This is a genomic window from Virgisporangium aliadipatigenens (assembly GCF_016863615.1).
In the GTDB taxonomy this organism is placed as follows: domain Bacteria; phylum Actinomycetota; class Actinomycetes; order Mycobacteriales; family Micromonosporaceae; genus Virgisporangium; species Virgisporangium aliadipatigenens.
On record NZ_BOPF01000027.1, the window covers coordinates 1 to 22,132 of the forward strand.

11 protein-coding genes and 1 pseudogene are annotated in these 22,132 nt (G+C 67.0%); 5 read left to right on the forward strand and 7 right to left on the reverse strand.

Features of this window, described 5'->3' with window-relative positions:
- Positions 1-1,504: 1,504 nt before the first annotated feature.
- From istA to Val02_RS31470, 3 genes and pseudogenes are all read left to right on the forward strand, one after another.
- Positions 1,505-3,016, forward strand: a pseudogene (gene istA / locus Val02_RS31460) (IS21 family transposase); the annotation flags it as partial.
- A 187-nt stretch (positions 3,017-3,203) separates the two neighbouring features.
- The gene (gene istB / locus Val02_RS31465) at positions 3,204-3,965 is read left to right on the forward strand and encodes an IS21-like element helper ATPase IstB (RefSeq protein ID WP_203902892.1); all 762 of its coding nucleotides are present in this window, start codon (positions 3,204-3,206) and stop codon (positions 3,963-3,965) included.
- 95 nt (positions 3,966-4,060) lie between these two features.
- Positions 4,061-4,264 (forward strand): hypothetical protein, encoded by a 204-nt coding sequence (locus Val02_RS31470; RefSeq protein ID WP_203902893.1) that lies wholly within the window; start codon positions 4,061-4,063, stop codon positions 4,262-4,264.
- Here the strand turns inward: Val02_RS31470 and Val02_RS31475 are convergent, their stop codons facing one another.
- Positions 4,265-4,663 (reverse strand): hypothetical protein, encoded by a 399-nt coding sequence (locus Val02_RS31475; RefSeq protein ID WP_203902894.1) that lies wholly within the window; start codon positions 4,661-4,663, stop codon positions 4,265-4,267. It lies immediately after the preceding gene.
- Positions 4,664-5,923: 1,260 nt separating this feature from the next.
- On the opposite strand from Val02_RS31475, the gene Val02_RS48890 reads away from it, so the two are divergent.
- Positions 5,924-6,184, forward strand: a complete 261-nt coding sequence (locus Val02_RS48890) for a hypothetical protein (protein ID WP_444546006.1) — start codon at positions 5,924-5,926, stop codon at positions 6,182-6,184.
- A gap of 45 nt (positions 6,185-6,229) precedes the next feature.
- Here the strand turns inward: Val02_RS48890 and Val02_RS31480 are convergent, their stop codons facing one another.
- The 6 genes from Val02_RS31480 to Val02_RS31505 all read right to left on the reverse strand — a co-directional run bounded on the left by Val02_RS31480 (position 6,230) and on the right by Val02_RS31505 (position 20,626).
- Positions 6,230-7,177 (reverse strand): type I-G CRISPR-associated protein, Cas3-extension family, encoded by a 948-nt coding sequence (locus tag Val02_RS31480; protein ID WP_203902895.1) that lies wholly within the window; start codon positions 7,175-7,177, stop codon positions 6,230-6,232.
- Positions 7,174-10,302, reverse strand: a complete 3,129-nt coding sequence (cas3g, locus tag Val02_RS31485; protein WP_203902896.1) for a type I-G CRISPR-associated helicase/endonuclease Cas3g — start codon at positions 10,300-10,302, stop codon at positions 7,174-7,176. The genes Val02_RS31480 and cas3g overlap by 4 nt, the downstream gene beginning before the upstream one ends.
- Before the next feature lies 1 nt (position 10,303).
- On the reverse strand, positions 10,304-11,731 hold the full coding sequence (csb2, locus tag Val02_RS31490; protein WP_203902897.1) for a type I-G CRISPR-associated protein Csb2: 1,428 nt from the start codon (positions 11,729-11,731) through the stop codon (positions 10,304-10,306).
- Between the two features lie 2 nt (positions 11,732-11,733).
- Positions 11,734-12,879 (reverse strand): type I-G CRISPR-associated RAMP protein Csb1/Cas7g, encoded by a 1,146-nt coding sequence (cas7g, locus tag Val02_RS31495; protein ID WP_203902898.1) that lies wholly within the window; start codon positions 12,877-12,879, stop codon positions 11,734-11,736.
- A gap of 1,055 nt (positions 12,880-13,934) precedes the next feature.
- Positions 13,935-14,189 (reverse strand): hypothetical protein, encoded by a 255-nt coding sequence (locus tag Val02_RS31500; protein WP_203902899.1) that lies wholly within the window; start codon positions 14,187-14,189, stop codon positions 13,935-13,937.
- A gap of 584 nt (positions 14,190-14,773) precedes the next feature.
- Positions 14,774-20,626: a P-loop domain-containing protein gene (locus tag Val02_RS31505; protein WP_203902900.1), complete on the reverse strand. Its 5,853-nt coding sequence runs from the start codon at positions 20,624-20,626 to the stop codon at positions 14,774-14,776.
- Between the two features lie 39 nt (positions 20,627-20,665).
- Between Val02_RS31505 and Val02_RS31510 the strand changes: the two genes are divergently transcribed.
- Positions 20,666-21,058, forward strand: coding sequence for a hypothetical protein (locus tag Val02_RS31510; protein WP_203902901.1), 393 nt, complete (start codon positions 20,666-20,668; stop codon positions 21,056-21,058).
- The last annotated feature ends 1,074 nt before the right edge of the window (positions 21,059-22,132 follow it).

A 22,132-nucleotide genomic window follows, 5' to 3' on the forward strand; every position in this document is an offset into this window, starting at 1 on the left:
CGGAGCCCGGCGCAGAACGCCGGGAACGGGAGCGCCTGATGCTGGAGCGCATCCGCACCGGTGGCGAGCCGCAACGGAGCCCGGCGCTGAACGCCAGGAACGGAGTCGCTCGGGATGCGCGCCCGCGCCAGGGGGTGCCGCAACGGAGCCCGGTGCTGAACGCCGGGAAGGGGCGGCCGGGCCCGGGTCGCGGTCGACACCGGCTAGCCGCAACGGAGCCCGACGCTGAACGCCGGGAAGAAGGCACCGGCTGTTCTCCGGTTCTCCGTACTGCGTACCGCCGCAACGGAGCTTGATGCTGAAGGCCGGGAAGAGGCAGAGGCCGCACGGTCTGAGCGCCATTGACGGTGTCGCCGCAACGGAGCCCGGCGGTGAGCGGCCGGGAAGAGTGCGGGTGGTGTGCGGGGCCACAGCCGCCCCGATCGCGCCGCAGCGGTGCCCGGCGGTGAGTGCCGGGAAGAGGTGGGAGTGCGTCAGCACTCAACACAGAGGGAGAGAGGCCGCAACGGAGCCCGGCGCTGAACGCCGAGAACGGTAAGTACTACCGGGTACTGGGCCTGTTCGTGGACCGGCCGCAACGGAGCCCGGCGCTGAACGCCGGGAACGGGGCGACAACCGGGACGCCTACATCGAGGCGATCTAGCCGCAACGGAGCCCGGCGCTGAACGCCAGGAAGAGCTGAAGGCCCTGCGCGACAAGTATATGCAGGACATCGCGCCGCAACGCAGCCCTGCGGTTAGCGCCGGGAAGAGCAAGGTGGGTCCGACATCCCAGAGCGGGTTCGGTGCCGCAACGGAGCACGGAGCCCGGCGGCGAACGCCGGGAAGAGCTCCGGGCACTCCGACGCCGAGTCGCAGGAGGGCCTGCTGCAACGGAACCCGACGGTGAAACGCCGGGAAAGGCGAGTTGCAGGTAGCTGCCGGCCTTGCTGTACACGTTGCCGCGACGGAACCCGGCGCTAAACGCCGGGAACGGATTCGTCCCCCGTTCGGCGACGCCAACTCGGGGCGGCCGCAACGGAGCCCGGCGCAGAACGCCGGGAACGGGAGCGCCTGATGCTGGAGCGCATCCGCACCGGTGGCGAGCCGCAACGGAGCCCGGCGCTGAACGCCGGGAACGGCTACGACACCTCCGTCAACCACGGCCCAGGTGTCGCGCCGCAACGGAGCCCGACACTGAACGCCGGGAAGAGCGGCCGGCAGGGCGTCCCACGTCGGCGCGTCGGCGTGGCCGCAATGGTGCCCGGCGGCGAGCGCCGGGAAGAGGTGCAACCATGCTTGAGGGCAATACTGTCGGCGCTCACCGAATGTTCCTGTCAGAGGCTGATTCGCTCACGTAATTGACCTAGTCGTCGCTCGTCGTGCCTGGTCAGGCGCTCGTGATGTTCGTGGAGGATGCGACGAGCGTTCGGCCGCAGTTATCAAGATCCTTTCTCTTCCCCGTCCATGATCTGCGCCCGACGGCCCTGGTGGCTGGGGAGCGGATGGCGAGGAGGACGTTCCACGTGATCGATATAACCGAGATCCTGGCGCACTGGTACGCGGGCCGGTCTCAGTACGACGTCGCGGGCTCGCTGGGTGTGGCTCGCGGGACGATCCGGCGGTATGTCGAGCCGGCGATCGCGGCAGGGTTCGTGCCGGGCGGGACGCCGCCGATGAGCCAGGCGGACTGGGAACCGCTGGTCAAGCAGTGGTTCCCGCATCTGACCGATACCAGGTTGCGGCAGGTGACCTGGCCGGACTTCGACAAGCACCGCGACTACATCGTCGAGATGCTGCGGTCCGGGGTGACCAAGGCGACGATCCACCAGCGGCTGCGTGACGAGCATCAAGTGACCGGATCGTTGGCGTCGTTCAAGCGGTATGTCACGGCGAACCTGGCTGAGGACGCGGTCCGGGAGAAGGTGACGGTGCTGCGCGCCGACCCGGAGCCGGGGCTGGAAGCGCAGATCGACTACGGCCTGCTCGGCTCCTGGACGGACCCGCGCACTGGCCGGTCGCAGCGGATCTGGGCGTTCGTCATGGTCCTGTCGCACTCGCGGCACATGTTCGTGCGGCCGGTGATCAGCATGGACCAGGCGTCGTGGACGGCCAGTCACGTCGAGGCGTTCGCGTTCTTCGGCGGCTGCCCGGCCCGGCTGATCCCGGACAACCTGAAGACCGGCGTCGACAAGCCCGACCTCTACGACCCGAAACTGAACCGGGCCTACGCAGAACTCGCCGCGCACTACGGCGTGCTGGTCGACCCTGCACGGGCCCGCAAACCCAAAGACAAACCGCGGGTCGAGCGGCAGATGCCCTATATCCGGGACTCCTGGTGGAAAGGCCGGGAGTTCGCCTCGCTGGTCGAGATGCAGGCCTCGGCGCTGCACTGGTGCCGGGAAGTCGCCGGGCAACGCAAACACCGCGGTCTGGACGGGCGCACCCCGGCGGAGGTGTTCGACCAAGCCGAGGCCGGAACCTTGACTCCGCTGCCGGCCGCGGCGTTTACCTTGGCGGAGTGGTCGCGGGCCACCGTCGGCTCGGACGTCCACGTCAAGTGCGGCAAGGCGCTCTACTCGTTGCCCTGGAAGCTGATCGGACAGACGGTCGACATCCGCGCCACCGCGACGATGGTGCAGATCTTCCACCACGGCGAGCTGGTCAAGACCCACGTCCGCAAAGCCAAAGGCAAGGTCACCGACGTCGCGGACTACCCGCCGGAGAAGATCGCGTTCCACACGCGCACCCCGCAATGGTGCCGCGAGCGGGCCGAGCAGACCGGACCGGCGACCGCCGTGGTGATCGCCGAGCTACTCGACGGCCCGTTGCTGCATCGGCTGCGCTCGGCGCAGGCGATCCTCAACCTGGCCGGCAAGTATTCCGACGCCCGCCTTGAGGCGGCCTGCCGCAAAGCCACCACGGCCGGTGATCCGTCCTACCGCACGATCCGCAACATCCTGGCCGCCGGGCTTGAGGACATTGAAGCCGACCGGCCCACCGGTGACGCTGGCGCCCCCGCGTTCCTGCACGGCCCTGCCGGCCTGTTCGCCGACGTCATCCCGTTTCCCGCCCCGGCCGCGTCCACCGCGACCACGGCCGGCACGACGAGCGTGACCGACTCCGACCGTCGTGACGACGCCGGGGACGACGAGCCGCAAGACGCCGTGTCATGACCTGCGCCCTGCTCACCCTCGCCACGCCGACGAAGGACGAGACGAACCGATGACGATCCTGCGCCCCGCGCTGGCCGACAGCCTCCGCGCCCTGAAACTGTCCGGGATGCTCGAGACCCTCGACGCCCGCCTCGCCCAAGCCCAAGGCGGCGACCTCGGCTACCTGGAGTTCCTGCAGATCCTCTGCGACGACGAGATCACCCGCCGCGAACAGGTCGCCATGGGCCGCCGGCTGCGCCGCGCCCGGTTCGACACCGAAACCACCCTCGAAGGCTTCGACTTCGGCGCCAACTCGAAACTCCCGGCAGCGCAGATCCGTGACCTCGCCGCGCTGCGCTGGCTGCAAGCCGGGGAATCGATCATCCTCTACGGCGCCGTCGGCGTCGGGAAAACGCACGTCGCCCAGGCCATGGGCCACCTGGCCATCCGCGCCGGCGCCGAGGTCCGCTTCCACAAGACCAGCCGCATCCTGGCCGATCTGGCCGGCGGGCACGCCGACCACACCTTCGACAAACGCCTAGCCGCCCACGTCAAAGCCGACCTGCTCATCCTCGACGACTTCGCGATGCGCGAGTTCACCCCCGGTCAAGCCGACGACCTCTACGAGTTGATCTCCCAACGCATCGCCGAAGGCCGCTCGATCGCGATCACCGCCAACCGGGCACCGCAGGACTGGTATCCGCTGTTCCCCAACCCCGTCGTCGCCGAGTCACTGCTCGACCGACTCATCAACAACAGCCACCAGGTCTTCATGAACGGCCCTTCCTACCGGCCGAACAAACGACCCAGGGCAACAGCCACCACCAAGTAGCCGACCTGATCAAGGTCCCCGAAGCCGAGCTTCCCGGCTCGATCGACGCCTTCGCCACTGCCCGCGGGTCCACCCACGCCCGGAGAGATCGCAAGATGACCGCGCACATCACCGGCGACCCCGCCATCCCCGACCCCGAAGAACGCGCCGCCCGCAACGCGGCCCTGTTCACCGACAACATCGAAACCGGCTTCTGGGACGACCAAGGCCGCGTCGCCCCGTGGCCCGATGACATCGACGAATGGACCTACAACATCCCCGAACCGCGCACACCCGAGCCCGGACAAGCACCCTTCTAATCAGTTCTCGTCCAGGATGCGTTCCACGTCCGCGCCGCCGCGCACTATGACCGCGTCCGCTCGTAGTTCCTCAGGCAAATGCCGCCGCTGGTCTTCACGCACCAGAAGCGTTGGGCAGCCTGGCGGCATCACCACGGCATCGGCTGCGGCAGCGAACTCGACCAGCAGGTCCAGAACGCGGCCCGGCGAGAACCTGGAGATCACAAGGCTGTCGAAGGTCTCACCTGCGACACCGCCGTAGATCTCCGCGCCGCCACCATCGTCGACCTGAAAATGCCACAGGTCGAACTCTGGCTCAGTGCGATCGACATACGGTCCCCAGACTGCCCGGAACGCGATGCCATCCATCGCCGCCGCATCGCCGTTCTCGAAGCGCTGGACGAACAAGTCGTAGCTCACTCCAGCAAGCTAGCCGCCGCCACGCCGAAGGATCTCGGTGACCAGCCAACCCGTCGCGCCACCAAGATGATGCCGACGGCCAGCCCCAGCAAGATTAGCTACTCGGCCCAGCACGAAGCGAGTGCCCCGACGGCTACTCCACGCCGGGAAATAGGCAGGGCCAGACCAATAACGTGAGCCGACCCTAGGTCAATTGCGTGAGCGCCCACAATACTAAGGACAGTGGAGCCGCAACGGAGCCCGGCAGTGAGCGCCGGGAAGAGGTGGGGTTCCGCACGCGACCAGGTCGACGGGTTCGGGCCGCAACGGAGCCCGGTGAGCGCCGGGTAGAGGAGCTGACCTACGTCGACACCGGACAGAGCACGGAGGCCGCAACGGAGCCCGGCCGCGAACGCCAGGGAGAGGCGCGCTACAGGACCATGCGGAGACGGTGGGATTCGCCGCAACGGAGCCCGGCGCTGAACGCCGGGAACGGCAGCACGTCCTGCTCGCGCCCAGCCGCGGCGAGGGAAAGCCGCAACGGAGCCCGGCGCTGAACGCCGGGAACGGGGGTCAGTAGGGCCAGCAGTCGCCGACGCGCGGCAACCAGCCGCAACGGAGCCCGGCGCTGATTGCCGGGAACGGCAGGGCGGCCACGGGCGGGGAGTGAACCTCCAGCACAGGCCGCAACGGAGCCCGGCGCTGAACGCCGGGAACGGGCGCAAGCTGCTCAACCTAATCGACCACCTGCCGCGGCCGCAACGGAGCCCGGCGTCGAACGCCAGGAACGGCACCGGCGCCTCGTAGAGGTCGACGGCGAACGCGTAGCCGCAACGGAGCCCGGCGGTGAGCGCCAGGAAGAGCAAGATGGGTCCAACCTCCCAGAGCGGGATTCGGTGCCGCAACGGAGCACGAAGCCCGGCGGTGAACGCCGGGAAGAGCCGGCGTAGGGCGTCAGCCATCGCCTGCACCTGGTCGCCGCAACGGAGCCCGGAGTGAGCGCCGGGAAGAGCAGCGCCTCCACGTCCTGCGGGTCCAGGTCACGCTCGCCGCAACGGAGCCCGGCGGTGAACGCCGGGAAAGTACCTCAGGCGACGAGAACGCATCCGCGATGACCTGGCCGCAACGGAGTCCGGCGCTCAACGCCGGGAACGGGTCGTTACCGCCAGAGTAGCGGCACCGAAGGAACTGCCGAAACGGAGCCCGCCGGCGAACGCCGGGAAGAGCCTCACGGGCTTCGTGCGTGAGGTGCCCTACCCGTCGCCGCAACGGAGCCCGGCGGTGAACGCCGGGAAGAGGTCGCTCATCGCCGCCGGCCGGGTCCTGAACCAGAAGCCGCAACGGAGCCCGGCGGCGAACGCCGGGAAGAGGAACCTCAAGGCGTGGATCGACATCTACGTGGACACGCCGCAACAGAGCCCGGCGGTTAGTGCCGGGAAGAGCCCAGATCTTCCCGAGGCCCTCGACGGCTGCCTTGCCGCAACGGAGCCCGACGCTGAACGCCGGGAAGAGCCGGCGTCGCGGCAACGGAGCCGACGCTGAACGCCGGGAAGAGGTGCGTCGTGGTGTCACGAAGGCATCCTTGGGTCAGTTGGAGGTGGCCCGCGGCGGACGGATCGGGGTGAGGACGCCGGCGAAGTTGCGGCCGGGGATGCGGCGTCGTTGGGCGCAACAGATCAGGAAGATCGACAGGACTTGTGCGAGGTCCGGAGGTCGTCCGGGTTGGGCGCTGTCGAGGATCGGGTGGTCGAGCACGGTCGGGATGGTGTGCATGTCGAGTGGGTGACTCCACAGTGGATAGATCAGTTGGTGTGTGGTGCGGCGGCCCGGTGGGCGTTGCCATCCGGTGCTCGTGGCTTCGCCGGCTGTGGCGGTGGTACGCAGCAGTGGGTAGGCCATCAACGCAAGCCAGGTTGCGCCGGGTACGCCGCGTTCCATGGGTTTGCCGTCCGGGGCGTCGGCGGCATCGAACAGGACCCGATGGTCGAGGTATTCGCCGGTGACGCCGGGGTATCGCCGCCACCCGAGGATCGCTTCTCGTAGAACGCCAGGGTTGGTGCGGATGTGGCTGAGCGGCTTTTCCAGCATGGTCCGCATGGACTGCTTGCCCGAGGGCGCCGCGTAGCGGCTGATGTTCGCGCGTTTCTGGTCGTCGAGGCTCAGGTCGGTAACCATGCTGGCCATCCACCGCTCGCCGGCTTCACCGGCGTCGGCCCAGACTCGTGCGGCGAGTGCTGTCAGCTCGGGGCGCGGTAGCCGCATCTTGTCGGGGGCGGCGCCGGGCGGGGGAAGGTCGATCGGCATTGCGGGTAGGACGCCGTCGGCCGGGATGGCCTCGACGACGGTGTTCAGGTCGGCCACGAGGTCGTCGATGTTGTCTTGAGCGTTGCACAGCACCGCGGTGCAGTCGGCCGGGCTCCATCGTAGGTGCGCATCCGGGTGCCGGTTCTCGGTGACGAGTCGCAGGATACCGAGCGCGGCGAGGAAGCCGAGAGGTGTGCGCCCGTCGAGGGCGGGCAGGGACAGCTCGGTCATGATCCCTCCGCGGAGATGGTGGTGTCGGCGCAGCGCACGATCGTTTCCAGCAGGGCGAGTCCCCACCGCCCGTAGCGGGCGTTCAGCCGGGCGAACCGTGCGGGGTGATCCAGGAACACGGTCTGTGCCGACGTGACCTTGACGGGTTGTTCGTCGATGTGGTGTTCGATGGTGGTCGGCTGGTTGTCCTGCACGAGGGGCAGCCATGGTCGGGCGTGGCCGTGGTGACTGGCGATCAAGTGGATGAGCAGATCGGCGTCGCCTGGATAGGGTTCGGCGCGCTGGCGAAGGTACTCGCGGATCAGTCCGGCAGACCATGCCTCGTGCCGGGCACGGGGAGGAAGTCCGCTGCGTTGGCGGGCCAGTCGCCACACCGTTCGGTCCCGGGTTGACATGCCGGACTTGGCCAGCGGTTCGGCAGCGAGGGCCGCCGTGAGGGAGTCGCCGTTGTGCAGCATGATCTGGAAGCGCGGTTCGGCTTTTCCGACGTCGTGCCAGCGGGCGGCGTCGACGATCGTCCGGGCGAGGTCGGGTGGCAGCCGTAGCGCTGCGGCGATTGCCGCAGCCCGCTGTCCCACTGCGTGGCCGTGCTGGTCGAGACCGACGGGAGTGGTGCTGACGCTGCTGCCTGCGACATGGTCGTCGTCGCCCTCCACGCCCGGAACGCGTGGGGGGTCCTGACCGGGGTCACCGTCCGCTGCGCGGCCGCCGGTCAGCAGCCACAAGACAGTGGTGGGGGACCGGAACCCGCCAACGACCGCCGCTCGATCTTCATCCCCGAGGGCGAGCATCTGTGGACCGGTGTCGAGCCATGCCACGATCTGCGCCGCCGTCAGCCCGATGGGAAGTCGACCGGTGGACGCGGCTTCGGCACCGTCCGCGGTGGTGAGGGTGGCCTGCAGCGTCTGTATCAGGTGTTCCGCGGCTTCGGATGCCGGGTCGTCTGCGCTGCTTCGGTACAGGTCGTTGATGGCGTCCTGGAGCGTGACCCGGTCGGGACCGGTGATGCCGAGGCGGTCGGCGAGGTCCGTGGTGATGCGTAGTAGTGGGCGGCCGGACCGGAACGCAGCGACCTCACAACGATCGGAGACTCGTGTCAGGCTGGTAGGGCACCAGCCGTACCGGTCGAGTCCGCCGCGGGCGCTGGGGACCACGATCTGGTCTCCCGGCCGTAGCTGCGCGGCGGAGATCCATACCCATCCGGCCGTGGCCGCGTCGCCCGCGGTCGAGGCGGATCCCGCACTGGCGATGTCACGCCATGCGAGGACCTGAAAGTCGTCCCTGACCTGCTGCGGACGTACGTCGATGTCCGGTGCCGACTCGACATCCGCGACCGGTGGCACGGCGAACCCGGCCATCCATTGCCGGAGGGCCACGAACGGCACCTCGACCTGCTCTGCGGTGCGGATCGGCATCGCGGACAGCAGCAGGTTCGCCGCGCGTGTCGACGTGTCGGTCGAATCCTCGAACGGGTCGTCGAGCGGATCGTCGATGAGTAGGCCGTCACGCCAGGCCACCTGGACGCCGGCAGCACCGGTGCCGAAGCCGTGCAGGAACACATCGACGGGTGTGTCACCCAACGGGGCCGGGGCGGTACGCACCCATGCGTCCAGCGTCGGCACCTGGAGTACCGGAACGTCGGGGCGCGGCGCGGCCACGTCAGAGGGCAGGCTTGCGGTCACCGTACGGACGGCCTGCGGGGACATGTCCAGCCAGGCCGTCGTGTCATCGATCGCGGCAAGGTCGCTCACGGCCGGAACGAGCCGGCACAGGTGCTCCCAGGTACGGTCGCGTGCGGCGCCGTAGACCGGACCGTCGGGTTCGCCGTCGTGGACAACGAGCGCCGTCGCCGACCGGTCGAAGATGCGCTCGCCGGCCCGACCCAACCTGTTGAGCCGTCCCAGTCTCTGAACCAGGGCATCCCACGACGCCGACTCGGTCACCAGCGCATCGACGTCGAGGTTCACACCGACCTCGACGGTCTGCGTGGCGACCAGGATCGAGGCACGCTCGGACGGGCTGCGACGCAGACCGAAGCGGCCGGCGATCCGCTCGACGAGTTCGTCCCGGTCCGCCGGTCGCGAACGGCCGATCAGCAGGTCGACGTCGGCCGGTTCCGTCCGGACCGCCTTGTCGATCAGTGAGTGAACGGTGCGGGCGCGGTCGACGGTATTACAGACCACCAGGACCGTCGGCGCCCAACCACTACGGTTGACCGGGCTACCGGTGCTCGCCAGACGCCGCGCCGCGGCAGCCATCACCGCCGCTACGGTCTTCGGCGTCGACAGCAACGGGAACACCCGCTTCGTGGCGCTCAGGCGTCGCATCGCCTCGACATCGTCGCGGTGCGCCTCAAGGTCGAACGGGTAGCGTCGGCCACCGCCGGTATCCGTGGAAACCTCCCGGCGTGCGGTGGCCGTCAGACGGACCACCTGCAATCCAGGTACCGGCAGAGCTGACCGGTCCCGTTCCCGCAGGGCCGCGGCCGTGTCCAACAGCGCGGTAGCCAGGTGCGCCTCGTCGACCAGCAGCAGCGCATCGGTCCCCACCAGCGCGGCATCGATCGGGCGGCGACGCCCGCTGATTCCGTAGCCCCGGAACAGAAGCCGGCTGCCGACCTGGTCGACGGTGCTGATGACGATTCCGGGCAGGTCGGGACGCGGCAGCCACTCGGCTGCCCACGTCGTACCGCCGCGCATCCGGGTCACCGTCAACGGCGGGACAGATACCGCATCCGGTGCCAACGATCGCAACGCCGCCGCGACTCTCGCGGCCACGCCGCCATCGTCAAGAGAACCGGACCGCTGTTGCGCTTCAGCCCGGCGAAGCGCCGCCGCGATCGTCGAGGCGTGCTCGGTCGCCTCGTCGACCACAATCCGCCGGTCGACGACGAACAGACACCGGCGCCGCCCCACCCGGCCCGCACCTTCCTTGGCGGCACTAGCCGCAGTCACGAACACCGAGACGTCGAGCATCGACGTCTTGCCCATACCGGTCGGCACATCGACCAGATCGGGCCAGGCATTGTCCCGCAGGACGGTGTCGACCAGGTCCCGCTGCCAGGCGAACGGACGGCGCTGGTGGACCTGGGCGTAGAACTCGACGAAATCGTCCGCGGTCAGCATCTCACCGCTGCCCGTCCGGCATCGGAGCGAACAGCCCCAGACCGAGATAGCGACCGGCACCCACCAGGACAGGGCCGGCCACCCGCTGCCGAAAGGACAGAGCGACATGGCGAAACAGCCGACCACGCATCTTCTCGGGCAGGTCCCGCGGACGCATCCGAACCGCTCCCGCGATCAGCGGCTGAGCACTGACCCGCACATCCAGAGGGTCAGGCAGGCCGAGCATCCGCACCGACTCCCGAACCACCTCTTCCTCCCGATCCGGGCTGCGGGGATACCGGTCGAACACCATCGGAGTTGCCGACACCCAGGTCTGGCTTCCGAGCCGCCACCGGTCCGGGTTCACACCCCACGGCCGCACCAACCCGGGCCGGTAACCGAGCTCGACCCTTCCGATGCCCGGCACATCCAGGTCGACCGTCCCCGCCCCGCCCGGCCGCAGACCCGGCACCGCGGCCAGCACACTGCGCCGCTGCTCGGCCGGCAACTCCGGGACCGCGACTGCGAGCCCCAACAGGTGACCGTCGGCGTGCTCGCCGCCGACATCGGGCAAGGCCAGAAACGCTACATGCGGCCGCCCCGGCACGCCGTGCCCGTGCAAGACCGCCGGCGCCTCCGGCCCCGCGCACGCCAAGACGCGCGACCGCAACCGGCCAGTGAACACGCTGGCAAGCCGTCCGTCAGGCTTCACCCCGGCGAACCGCAGCATGACAACATCCGGATACACCGACCGCGGTGCGGCCCCCTGGGCTGGCACGGCCGGTCGCCTTACCCGGTATCCGTGGAACCGGTTCGCCTCCCACGACGACCTTCCCGCATCGTGCAGATCGTCGAGTTCCGCCAGGTAACCGCTGTAGGCGACACGCAGCGACAGTTCAGCCTCGGTCAACGCGCACGGCTCCCACACCGCCCACTCGGGGCCGCCCGAAGCACTGACACCGTCGCCCGAGACGGCATCGTGGCCGTTGTCCGTGCCGGCACGGGCAGCGATCAACGCGATGCCGGTCGACCGACCCAGATAAGGCACCCGCCGGGCGATCCGGTCAATGACCTCCACCACGTCGTCGGCGTCCACAGTATCTAGCCATTCGAACCGCACCGCGCATGACGCCGGCAGCGCCCGCGTCCGCGTCCGCAACTGGTTGGACCTCCCCGGATGGGTCTGGCTACCACCCGACTTCGACAGCTCGTTGGTCACGACATAGGAATCGCGCCGCGACGACCTAGCCGACATGGCCGCACGGACCAGCGGTGGCGGCTGCCGCTCCAGCCACAACAGCGCCGCCCGTTCCGCGTCCCCACGCGCCGCCGCGACCAACGCGCAGTGCAGGCGTGCGGGCTGCGGCGGCCACTCGGCGAGCTCTCGGTCCTCCGGATCCGCCGCGTCGTACGAACCGGTCAACAGGTCGACCGTCACCGTGAACGCCATCGTCAGTCCTCCACCGTGGTGACCCTGGTCAGGGAGAACTCGATCGCCTTGGCCAGCGACGGCGTCGGTGTCAGTTCCACCGTCTCGGTCGACCAGGCCATTCCCGCCTTGTTCGCGCGGTCGACAGCTACCTGGAGCACCTCGATGGCGTGGTCGGTCGCAAGCTCGAACCGCTCCACCGTGCCGCCCCGGCCGACCCATTCCAGCCGCTCGTCGGTGAGCACCAACTCGCAGCCGCTGCGCAGCCACATGCTCGCGCCGCCGAAGGCCAGCCGGTCGGCGACAAGTGCGTACGCCGCCAACACGGTGCGGGCGGCAACCGCCGCCTCTACCGACACGTCGCCGAAACCGATGCGGTCCAAGCCCGCCATCGACAACGTCGCCGACCGCGACGCCGAAGAGATCGTCACGCCACCATGCTGCGGATTCGGCGCCACGTTGCCGTGTCCGATCTCGCTGAACTTTTCGCCCTTGATCTTTTCCCCGACCGGCAGGAACTCCCAATCATCACCATTTCGACGCGCCGCACCGACCAGGTTGAGCGGATCTAGCCGGCCCGCGTTGCGGGCGCCGACGACGGGATCCCATCCCACAACCTCGCTCGAATAGACCCGCGGGAACTTCTGCTGCCGACCCTTGCGGTGGCTGTTCCAGGCACCGAACACCAACGAGCCGGGATCGTGCCGATACAGTGACGATGCATCCGCCGCGGAGGCCGCCTGCAACGATCGGCCAAGATCTGTTCGGTCGAACCTGGCCCCGCCCAACAGGCTGTCGCGCAGGTAGGCATCGGCATACCGGTGAGGCCACTCCAACGAGGTCAACACCACTCCGATCTCGCCAGAATGTCGCAACTCCATCAGTGGAATCTCTATCAACCCGGACCGGCGAGCCCGCAGCAACGCCTCCTCCGCCCGGTTCGCCTGCGACGCAACGGAATCCAACACCACGTCCTCCCGTGGCTTCCCATCGATCAATCGAGACTCCCGCACATATGGAGCCCCGTCGCGGCTCGGATACGTCGGCGGAAACACCTTCGCTCCCGAGCCGCCGGCCGGCTCATAAACGGCGGAGACCCGCACCACCGCGCGGTTGCCGGACAATGCCACCGCCTCGGCAAGCTGATCAACGAACTTACTGACACCCACGTCTGCTCCCTCTCGTCTCGAACGGACCAGCGCGCATCCTGGCAGGCGGGTACGACAAAACCGGATGTCGTCCGGTCGGATATGCACCCGCAAGCCCAACAAGCCCACCAGTTCGACGTTGCGCCCTTGGCAGGGCGCCACGGATGCGCGATCACATGTCAACTCGGAGCGCCAGCGGTGGGTGAACCTCGACCGCGACGAACGAACAGGGATCCAAACAGCCACGCGCCAGACGCGCGAAAATCCACAACAGAGCCCGGATCATCCGGGAAGCGGCGTTCGACGCCACATCAGTCGGAGCGCGAACCCCAACAGCTTGATCGAACTGCGTGCCTACATTCGGCATGCTATGGCTGACAAGGTCGGCATGTCGAGACCAATCACTCCTTCGATACCTTACGGATACCGCTACGCCCAAAACTCGGGAAAAGAACCAAACTATTCCTTCGCCCGAAACCGCTGGCCGCGATCACCCACGTCGGCAGGCGAAGCCAGTCGACCGACCAGCGCAACTCAGGCTTCGGCAGATGGACCCGTACAACCCTGCTCATGCCGGCAGTCGGCCCGCAGTGCCGACGGCCGCCCACTGGCGGTCCCCTGCCCTGACCTTGCCGCGGTGACACAGCCTGCGCCAAACGCCGGAAGCGGACGGACGAAGCACGTCCCACCTACTCGACGGTTAGCAGCGACCTCAAGTGCAACGTCAAGACTCGGGATGGCTTCGACCGCTTCTTGTCGGCTGTGGTAACTGACTTCCGGTCTGCCGGACAGGCCGAGTGGGGGAACGGCACCCTGGATCGTTTCCTTGACGGATTGTCCGCAGTCGCGGGCGCCCGTATCGTCGAAGCATCGGATTTTGATCAATAGCAAGCGTCCTGGCGCTTGTTTGCAGAGATCGTTCGGGCCGGATATGAGTAACACGCACTCATTGCCGCCGATCGTGCGCCGCTCGCCGGCGTTCGTTCCGGGTACGAGCCCCGACTGCCGACGACTTCAGCCAACCGAGCCTGGTCCGCTGGCTTGGTGGTCGTGGCTGCGCCGTTCGGCAAGGCGCTCTACTCGGTCGTTGCCCACCACCTGACGATTCGCGCGGCGACCGGAGCGGTGTCCGTCTCGGGCATCCCGAAGTGGTCGGTGATCTCCTCGTTTAGGAACTGTTCGACAGCGGCCGCCTCCGCACCGGCTGACAGGCACGTCAACAATGGGACGATCATGCAGTCATACTCGTCGGTGTTGACCTTCGGGTCGAAGACGCCGATGAAGTCCCACTCGTTCAGCAGATCCCGAAGAGCGGCCACGCGATCCCCCACAACCTCATGATCCCATCCTCCGGGCGCGCAAGGAACCTGAGCGCGCACGCGACGCACTCATCCAGCGCTGTCCGAGCGCTGCGCGCACCGGCGTGGCCGAGATTGATCCGTATGCCAAGTAGCGAAGCATGGGCTTGGATGTGCTCGTCTGTCCGGTTTGGCTGTCATCGGTGGCAGAGATCGCAGATGTCACAGCCGTAGTTGGCGGGAAGGCAAGAATTCGGTCGTCGCGGTGGCGCGGGCCGCCGGTTCCGTCGGTGTTGGATGCGGTGACCCATAGCGTTCTATCGGGCGCGATCTATGCGGTTCGCGGACGCCAGTGTTGCTCGTCCGGGCGTGGGCGAGCCTAACCATGACCGCGCCTTCGAGGGCACTGGCCACAGTCGTTATCCCATAGTGCGGCGACGCAGCACGCCTACACTTCCACGGGTGCGGCTCTCTTCGGCTCATTCAAATCGAGCCCGTCTGCAAGCCCGCGTGGGATGGCTTACGAAGACCCCGCTGACTATGGCCGGCATCGCCACGACGCCAACTACGGTGCAGCAGACCCCAACGCGGTAGTCCCGAGTTTCTAGCGAGCTAGGTTACGCACTTTCCTTGGCATCGGCGGAGCTGGCGAGCCGCGGGTCTCCGTGGATAACCTCTCGAATGATCAAACGCCCGCCCCCCCAAGCGAGAAGCCTTTCGAAGGCGGGCGGGCTTGCTACCAGTGCTGCTCCGCTCGTCCGCGGCCAAGGCAGGTGGTAGTCGCTAGTTTCGTAGTGGCTGCGCCATGTGATCATTGCCAGCGCCGGTCCGACATCGTCGTTAAGTACGAGTGCCTCATCGGCCGGCTGCAGGCCCAGTACCAACTTCAGTAAAACGGTCGGCACGAGCACTGGGCTGTGTATGCCTAGGCCGTATGGCGTGTCAGCCAAGAAGTCTCCATTGAGGTCCATTCCGATCAACGGACGGCTGGCGTTAGGTATCGGGCTGTTGAGCAGCGGCGGGGTCGGAGTAAACCAGTTTGCCGCGGTGTCGCTGGCAAAGGGCCGACTCTGGAGCCCTGTCGTGTCGTTGGGCTGTCGCAGTTCTACTGCTCGGTCGCGGCCCGACCGTCGCAGAAGATCGCTCTTCTCGGGCCAAACCGGCAATACAACATGTTCTTCGGCCGCTGCAAGCACTCGCCAGGTGCGGAAGCGGCCCGCTTGCACGGTGTCACATGACGCTAGGGCCGTTGACCCCACCGTGAGTACGAGGTCGGCGTTCGCGGACCTTTTCGATTGTTCGCCGATGGCTGGGGCGACGTCTCGCGCTTGGGTCCAGATGGGGTCGCGAGATCCCGGCGGTGCAACGGTGTTCGGGCGCGGCTGCCGGGTGCGTTCGATGGCTAGCGGTAGCCGTGGGTCGTTGACCAGGCGGCGAGCCAGCCTGTACTCCCATGCAACTGGATCAGGCGTGGGGTTGCCGGCGGCCACGAGGGCAGCGCGACCTCCAGACGCCGCCCGCTGCAAAGCAGCTTCTACTAGCGCGTCGCGGCCGGTAAAGGCGTCAGCCCATCGTCGGTGGTTGGTGTCGGCCAGCTCATTTGCCTCCTTGTCAATGGCCTTCATGACACCGTGGTCGGCCAGCGTTGCCGCAATTCGTGCCTCAACAGCCTGGCCGAGGTAGGGCAGCAGTTCCTCGGCTGCCGCAATCCGGTAGCCAGCGGCCACTTCAGCCATGCCTCCTGCGTGCTCATTCACTGGCTGATCTCCGTCGGGCCGCCACAATGCTCCGTTGGGAAGAAGTGCCCTGTCGGGGGCAGTCACAGGCGGTAGTGCGGCTCGATTTCCCAAGAGCCGCGAGGCCAGCGCCCGCACGGTCAAGTACGGGCTGGTCGCATGGCGCTGGAGAGCGTCGTGACATATCTCGCCGACCGTTGGCTGCGCTGCGTCCGCATCATCGACCACCGCCAGCAGCCATGACAGCAATGCGGGTTCGTCTAAGCCAGCCAGAGTAGCTGCCAATGCTTCTCCGATGACTGCCGGTCGGTGTCCCAGGAGAATCTCGAAAGCCAGAAGTGCGCGCCGCTTGTTCTCCCGGCCGGGGTGGGCCATCGTTCCAATGAGGGCTTCGCCGAAGATGGCAGCGATATCGCGGGTCGGGTTGGCGCTCACGTCCAACGGCGGGGGCGTGTACGGCACGTCTGGGTCGTCCTCGTCGGCCATCCTCGGCGTTCGGAGGGCAATCACCGCGTGCGCCTCGTCCCAGGCGGCAAAAGCCGCGTCGAGCGCGGCTCCGTCGGTGGTGAGGCCGCCCGCGACCGTGGCGTGAATTAACGCCTGGCTGACGCCGTGGGAGCCGTGGTGGCTGCCTGACACTACCCGGATGACTTCGGAGACTACGGTCTTCCAGGCGGCGTCTGCGTCAAGTCGGGTAGCGCGGATTAGCGCTTCGAGTTCGGTCTGGCCTCCGAAGTTCATCCATCCGCCATTGCCGCGCGCTCGCGTCCACGCCAAGGCGAGGGCCACCGCAGCGAGCCGGGGTTGACCGTGGCCCTCCAAACCGTCGCCGAGAGCGGTGAGTAGGCCGCTACGGTCGAGTGTCGGCAGCGAGCCCGCCAGACTGTGTAGTGCAGCTTCTGCCTCCTGTTCGCTTCCGGTCTCAGCGAGTTCGACCAGGCGGTAGCCGAGAATGTTGGCGAATCGTTCTGCCGACCAGTCCGGACTGGTGGACTCGTAGGGTCGGCGTCGCCACGTGCGGATGGCGCGGGCGACACCGAGAGCGCCATCATCGAACCCAAGGAACGGTTCCTCCCACCCGTCCTCAGGCGATGCTCGTCGTGGCGTGGAGGGCCGACGCTCGTCCGTCTTATCAACGCTGGTGAACGGCTCGACGTCGACCGGCACGGCGTTCCCCCGCGCCGCGACGACATTGAGCGCTTCGACCCGCGCATTGTCCTCGGCAACCAATTCGTCACTGTTGGTATAGCGATGACGGAGAGGGCGTTCATCAGCGCGTGCGAGCACAAGCGTGAGCATCTGTCCGGGAAGGTCCGTGCCAGATCCGTCGGCTATGTCGGCGAGCCGTTCCACGACCGTCCGATCCGCGTCGTCGAGCGGCATCGGCAGCGCGAGGCGCAACGCGGCTGCGACGATCGGGTCGACTAGGTGGTGCCAGGATCTCCAAAGGTCTTCAAGAGCGCGGTTGTAGAGGTCGTACACGTGACCGCAGCGTTGGAGTAACGCCGGCACTGCAAGGCTGACGAGTGCCGCAGGGTCGGCCTTGGCAAGGAAGGTCCACCACTGGTTCCAAGCACTACGTGTGCTCTTGCCGTCGGTGTGAAGGACTACGCGTTCGCAAGTCCCCTGCACCTTCGCCAACCGAACCCGAGCACGGGCCGGGTCTGCAGCGATGAGGTTCGGCAATGGATCGAGGACCTCGTAGATGGTGATGTCCTTGTGCCAGCCGTACGCGGTCATCAGGCCGCAGGCCGCATTCCAGAAGGTATGTGCCTCGCTCGTATCTCCGCATGCGAGAGCGAAGCGTGCAGCCATGAGCCGGTACTCGGCCAAGGTCGAGTAGTAGCGACGTCCCCCACCCTCTGCGAGCGCCTTATCGATCAGCGCCTGTGTGGCAGGGCGCCGGGCCGATGTGGTGGTTCCGTCGATCGCGAGTGTCAGCAGGAAATCCGGAGTGATAGGACCGGCGTCTTCACCGCGCAAGGACACCCCGACACCTTCAGTGACCTGCTCAAGGATGGCGAGCGCCGTAGGCCACGCTTCGTCGTCGAGCAGGGCGACCGCGCAACGGAGGCTTTCGTCGATTTGCTCATGAATAGGGTAGAGATCGCAGGCGCGTGGCTGGCCCGCGAATGGGCGCAGGTCGCCGGTGAGGTGACGGAGAGCCTCAAGCGACAGTTGCGCTTGGTCGCTTTCTGCGGCTTGCGCCCCTGCAAGCGCGAGGGTGAATCGAAGCCAGCACCGGTACCAGCCCTCGCCGCTGAGGATTCCTTCGACGGTTGGAAGGATGGTCGGGTCGCGCCAGGCTGCGAGCGTGCATCGGTCGAGCCAGTTCGACACCTGACCATCAACGTGGAGCGCATCCTTGCTCGTTACTTCTTGGGTAAGCGCGATCAAAGCGGCTCGCGCCTCGCTTACGGGCGCCCCGTCAACGTCGTCCGGTGCGACGCCCAGTTTGAGCAGGCGATGGGCGTTGCCCGGCGAGCACTGTCGTGTCGCGACTGGTAGCAGCTGGGTGAGCAACTCGCCGGCGCTCGATTCGGCCGAGTGATAGACCAGTTCAGCGAGCGCGAGCGCACAGTCCTCCGGCCTGTTCAACACATTGATGAGCTCAGCCGTTACTTCAAGGCCAAGCACGTCAGCGGCAGTCGTGACGACATCGTCTGGATGGAGTCTGCTGCTGTTGAGGAAGCGGGCGATGCGCGTGTGTTGTGACTGCTTGCGCATCTCCTCGGTCGAAGCTTGCCGAAGCTGGCCACGAGCCCAAGCCAGCGTAACCTTTCTATCGGATTCGGGTCCGAAGGACGTTGTATCCTTTGCCCGCCAACGGGCGAAGGCAGTCAAATAGTCCTGCCAGGGAGCCACTGCGCCCGCAGCATCGATGGCAGCGCACAGCAAGAGGCCCGCACGCGGAGGGACCGCTACCTTGCCGTCGAACATGAGCCTGCTGGCGAACTCCTCGCTTCCCAGTAGTGCCATCGGTACATCGACGTAGGCTGCTAGCGCTGAGTCGAGCCGCTCGTCTTCGAAGCACTTGGCCGCGCCCGCCAGTTCTATACATCGCGTCAACGCGGGCAGGTCTCCAAGCCGTCCAGCGCAGCTGGCCGCGGTTGAGAGGTTCGCCGCGATGGCGGAAGCTGGATGCCCACCAGCCACCGCATTGGCGGCGAAGTGGACATCAACCAGGTCGAGAACCTCTTTGTCGCGTCTGGCGGCTGCGAGGGTCGGTAGCAAGAAGCGAAACGCGCGTTCGTCGTGGTAGAAGCCGCGAGCGGCGAGCCAGTCGATGACGAATCGAAGGTTAGCCGCCAGTGCTCCCGGGTTCGCCTCGACTCGCCGCCGCAGGTAGCGTGCGAACGATTCGTGATAGACCCGCACGCCGCCCTGGGCCGCGCGTTCGACCACAACAGGCGCCAGGGTTGCGAGTGCGTCATCCAGCCGGTAGGCCAGGTCCGGCCTCATCTCGGCCAGTTCAGTGCGAGTGACCGGGAAGTCGAGAAGTCCAACGACTTCCGCGATGCCGGCACCAGGCCCGAGCGTAGCCGTGAGGTGGGTGTAGTAGTTCCTCAATGTTCCGTCGAAGGGCGGCAATGCGCGAAGGACCTCCACCGGGTCGGCCTCGGCATAGGGACGCAACGTCACCTCGCGGCACAAGTATGTGGCGTACAGGGCGTTTCCGCGGGACCGTTCTTCCAGTACGGCAAGGAAGCCATCGGTCAGGTGTTCATCCACGATCGCTGTAGGAGTTGCGGGACCTAGGACAAGCCCACGCTTCGCCGCAAGCGCACCTAGTTCCGGCGCAGTTAAACTCGGGACAGCGACGGTGCGAGCACCGGCGCTCTGCAATGGCACGAGGTGATCGCCCGGCTGGGTCAGGACAACAAGCACGCTGCCGACTGGAAGCTCAAGAGCGGCCAGCGCGGAGGCGAGCGCAGCGGAAGGGTCGGTGCCTGGTCTCGCAGGCATGATCCGCGCGACATGATCTAGGCCGTCGACGACGAGAGCTACTCGCCGGTCAGGTTGCAACTGCATGGCACGCCCGACAGCATTTGCGAGCGCCACCTCGTCTGCGGCATAACGCGGCCTTTGGGTATCAACCAAGGTTGGCTCGGCGTCCGCCAGCCGTCCCAGCAGACTTCCGAATACAGTCTCAGCCTGTACACGCTCGTCACGCTCGTCGAGCGTCTCAGCGAGGTAGCAGTAGTGTTCCGCCACGAGCCAGCCAGCCGCCATCAAAGTCCGGACCAATTGGTCACATGCCCAGGACTTACCCTGACCCGGCGGTCCGGTCAAGAGCAACGAGACGCCCTGCGCCGCGCACTGCTTCGCCGCCGCGTAGACCTCGGCCACGGTACTAGGGCGAGCTACTTCCAACGAGCGGTCAACCGGATGAGCCCGAGCCACCGCGCCGAAGTCCCGCCGCAGTTGAGCGCGTTGCAGAATCGCGTCAGCCGACGGAATACTGAGTCCTTGGCGCGCCTGTCTCGCGAACGTCGCAAACGCCTCCGCCACGTCCTCCGCCGACCGACCGGCGTTCGGATATGACTCAGCACCGACCTCCGTACGCACCCGGGACAAAAGAATCCGTTCGGCCGGTCCCGGCTCCAGCATGATCCCGCTCGACTTGGGTGCCTCAATCTCGATTACCAGGCGACTGCATAGCCACGCCAGGTCTGCGCGGTCAACAGCCTTTGAGCCAGCGCGCAGGAAAGAGAACCGGGAACGCTTCGCCATCGTCGCCGTCGTCGCGTTCGCGGGCTCTACTGGCCAGAGTTGGTCGACGTCGAATCGCAGCCGCCGACTCTGCATGCCGACAACAAAAGGGCCTGGATCAGGGTCGGCTGGTACCAAGACGGCGGTCAGCGCCTCGTCTTCGGGTCGGGTGTTCCGGAGCACGACCCGAAACGCAAGATCAACGGCTCCACAGCCGGGACCGTCTCGATCCGCGACGGCTGCCGCTACGAGACGATCCAGGCGCAAATCACGGGCGTCCGTCGTGAAGGTCTCTACGGTAAGCGGCTTGTCGTCATTCTCGCTGTGCTTGAACTGGGTGCGTTCTCGTTGACCATCGATCGTGATGACCGTGAGGTCATCAAATCGGTCGTCATGTACCTGTTTGACATCGACGAAAGCTTCCGCCACGGTCCCCAAGATGAGGTCGACTAAGCGTGTCGCCGACAGCAGATCCTGGTACTCATACCCACGATGGGCTGCCTGGAGGCTTGGCACCCTGCAAGGGTATGCATTTCTTGCCCGCGCGGTTGCAGGACACGACTGTCTCGTACAGCTGATCTAGCCGATGGCGAGTATCGCGGTGGAGGAACCTCGACTGGTGAGAGCGGCGGGCGACGCGATCGGAGGTCGCGGCGACGGGAGGTGTCCATCGCACAGCCGAATCGGCGCGAGCCGCGCGCCGCTCGGGATTGTCTTCGCCGGTCCCGCCATCATGAGGCGTGGCAGTGCGGGCGTGATGCGTCCGGCGAGTGCTGCTGTGGCGGGTTCGAGAACGGTCAGGTCGGCGAGCGGGTTGCCGTGAAGGTCGATGATCTACCGGCCGTCGCGCGTTTCGGCGAGCGCCGATGGGTGGCCGGGCTGGCACGCTACACCATCGACGGCGGCAAACTCGCCGGCGCCCACTCCTACTCCATCACCGGGCCGAACCGCGCGATTCGGCCCGGTGCGCGGGACCCCGTCTCGCGCACCGGCGCGCGACCAACCTGGCCAGCAGTTCACGTCGTACGTCCTGAACAAAGTCGTCGAATGCGGCGGTGAATCGGACGAACCCGCCGAAAGGTAGTGTAGGCATTGCCGCAGCCGACGCCACAGCGTCCGCTTCGCTGTGACGGACCCGTTGTGAAATGTCCGGCGTTGTGTCTGCGGCCCAAAACGCGTCCTCGATGTCGTTCCGGACGCCGGGACCATGTCGCCGTGGGCGCGCAGCAACCGCGCGACTTCCGGCAACCGCTCGGCGGTCACCTCGGCCACGGCAAGCCTGGCCTGTTCGGTTTTGGTGACGTCGCCTTCCGGCGGCACTGGCAGCCCCACTCGGGCAAACCGCACCGGAGAGCGCGATGAGCGTCGCGTCGAGCGTTGCCGTGGGCTACGCCGGCAACCAGCTCTCGAAGAAGTCCAAGATCGACTTTTCGCGTCACGCCAAATTCTGGCAGACGACCGCTGTCGACCCTCAGCACTGCACCATCGCGTCAGACGGCGCCGTGGCCAACGAGCGATCATGCCAAC